Genomic DNA, 1,988 nt, shown 5'->3' on the forward strand with positions numbered 1-1,988 from the left:
GTTTCAGCCCAAGCTGCGCCTCGAGATTGGCGATGCCGTAGCTGATGACGGACTGTGCCCGGTTGAGCTTGCGGCCGGCGGCCGAGAAGCTGCCGGCTTCGGCGACTGTCACAAAGATCTGAAGTTGATCGAGCGTCGGGTTGGGCTGCATCGCTATATCCAATTTATGGATGGATCGTATAGAAAATATACCAGTTTATTGAATGGATCGAAAGCCCCATATCTGGCGGGACAAATCATTCCAACCGCTGGAGAGAGCCCAAAATGTCCATTCTTCTTGTCACTTCGAGCCCGCGCGGCGCTGCCTCGCATTCGACCCGCATCGCCACCGAATTCGCCGAAAAGCTCGTCGCCGCCGATCCGTCGAACACGCTCGTCGTGCGCGACCTCGTCGCCAATCCGTTGCCGCACATCGATGCCGACTATGCGACGGGCATCTATACCCCGGCCGAAGCGCGCACCCCGCGCCAGGCTGAAGTCGTCGGCGTCTCCGATGTCGTGCTCGACGAGCTATTCGCCGCCGACACGGTGATCCTGGCCACCGGCTTCATCAACTTCAACATCTCCTCGACCCTGAAGTCATGGGTCGACCACATCTCCCGCTCCGGCAAGAGCTTTGCCTATGGCGAGAACGGCCCCAAGGGTCTGGTCACCGGCAAGAAGGTCTATATCGTGCTGGCTTCCGGCGGCATCTATTCGGAAGGTGCGGCCGTGCAGTTCGATCACGCCATTCCCTACCTGCGTGGCGTGCTCGGCTTCCTCGGCATGACCGATGTCGATGTCATCCGCATCGAAGGCGTTGGCATGGGTCCTGACGCGGTGACAGCAGCGCTCGCCAAGGCGACCGCCAAGGTCGACGCCGTTGTGGCCGCCAGCCGGGACGTCGCGGCTGCCGCGTAAACAGCCGAAATTTGTCCGCATCGAAGGCAGGCGTTCGCGCCTGCCTTTTGCGTTCTAGCCGATGAGGTGCCTCAGCAGACCAGCGGCGCTGACCCCGATCAGCACGGTCGGCAGCATGGAAAACCGCGTGGCGGCTGCCAGAGTAACAGCCAGCGCCAGAAGATCCGCCGGGGACTTCGATACGAAGGCCGGTGCGATGACAGAGATCAGCACGCAGCCGGGCGCAGCTTCCATCACAGCCGTGGCACGGGCGCCCAGCGTGCGGTTGCGCAGGACGACATAGCCGCCGATGCGCGTCAGATAAGTGACGCCGGCCATCAGCACGATGGTGAAAAGGGTCGTTGCATCGATCATGCATCACCTGCCATCAGCCAGGCCGCGACCAGACCCGACATGGCGCCGGCGGCGACATACCAGGCACCGGGAACGAAGAGATAGACCAGTGCTGCAACGACCAGGCTGACCAGCCAGGGCCGCGCCGCCGCCATACCCGTCCACATGCCGCGCATCAGCACCAGGAAGACAGCCGGGAACGCCATGTCAAAACCATAGGTCTCGACATGGCCGAGCATCGGACCGAGCAAGGCACCCAGCGTGGTGAAGGCCACCCAGGTGAGATACATCGCCAGCGCCGCGCCCATATAATAGCGCGGGCTGAAGGCCGGCGTGATGCCGGCTGCAGCACGCAGTTTGGCATCGGCCAAGCCCAGCGCCCAGCTTTCATCGCACATAAGGAAAAGCGCCGGAAACACCTTGCGCCGTGGCAGGTCGCGCAGGAACGGCGCCAGTGCCGCACCCATCAGCAGGTGACGGCTGTTGACCAGGAAGGTGATGGCGACGATGAGCACGATGTGCGGCGGCGACGTCCACAACTGGATCGCCGCGAATTCCGAACCGCCGGCGAAATTCAGCCCTGTCATGGCAGACAGTTCGACCGTGCTCAAGCCTTTCTGCGTCGCCTGGGCGCCAAGCACCAGCGCATAGGGGATGGTGCCGAACAGCACCGGCGCGCAGGACGCCACGCCACGGCGGAATTCGGATTTCGAACCATCTGCCACCGTCTCGACTGCCTGTGAAATGCTCATGTG

At 62.7% G+C, this 1,988-nt stretch carries 4 protein-coding genes; 1 reads left to right on the forward strand and 3 read right to left on the reverse strand.

The genetic code is table 11. The features are described from left to right. Positions 1-151, reverse strand: a 151-nt coding sequence (locus EN914_RS33530) for a LysR family transcriptional regulator (protein ID WP_164779113.1), incomplete at its 3' end; no start/stop codon positions are given. Positions 152-264: 113 nt separating this feature from the next. Between EN914_RS33530 and EN914_RS33535 the strand changes: the two genes are divergently transcribed. Further along, complete coding sequence (locus tag EN914_RS33535; protein ID WP_024505492.1) at positions 265-900, forward strand: FMN-dependent NADH-azoreductase; 636 nt, start codon at positions 265-267, stop codon at positions 898-900. A 54-nt stretch (positions 901-954) separates the two neighbouring features. Here EN914_RS33535 and EN914_RS33540 read toward each other — a convergent pair whose 3' ends face one another. Together EN914_RS33540 and EN914_RS33545 are read right to left on the reverse strand one after the other, a co-directional pair. Further along, a complete protein-coding gene (locus EN914_RS33540; protein ID WP_024505491.1) occupies positions 955-1,254 on the reverse strand; it encodes an AzlD family protein in 300 nt (99 codons plus the stop codon). Then, positions 1,251-1,985, reverse strand: coding sequence for an AzlC family ABC transporter permease (locus EN914_RS33545; protein WP_013530159.1), 735 nt, complete (start codon positions 1,983-1,985; stop codon positions 1,251-1,253). The genes EN914_RS33540 and EN914_RS33545 overlap by 4 nt, the downstream gene beginning before the upstream one ends. Between the last annotated feature and the right edge of the window lie 3 nt (positions 1,986-1,988).

This window comes from Mesorhizobium sp. M7A.F.Ca.CA.001.08.2.1 (assembly GCF_003998455.1).
In the GTDB taxonomy this organism is placed as follows: Bacteria; Pseudomonadota; Alphaproteobacteria; order Rhizobiales; family Rhizobiaceae; genus Mesorhizobium; species Mesorhizobium ciceri.

Coding starts and splice junctions, on each gene's coding strand:
- EN914_RS33535 (WP_024505492.1), top strand. CDS start 265: ATGTCCATTCTTCTTGTCACTTCGAGCCCGCGCGGCGCTGCCTCGCAT.
- EN914_RS33540 (WP_024505491.1), bottom strand. CDS start 1,254: ATGATCGATGCAACGACCCTTTTCACCATCGTGCTGATGGCCGGCGTC.
- EN914_RS33545 (WP_013530159.1), bottom strand. CDS start 1,985: ATGAGCATTTCACAGGCAGTCGAGACGGTGGCAGATGGTTCGAAATCC.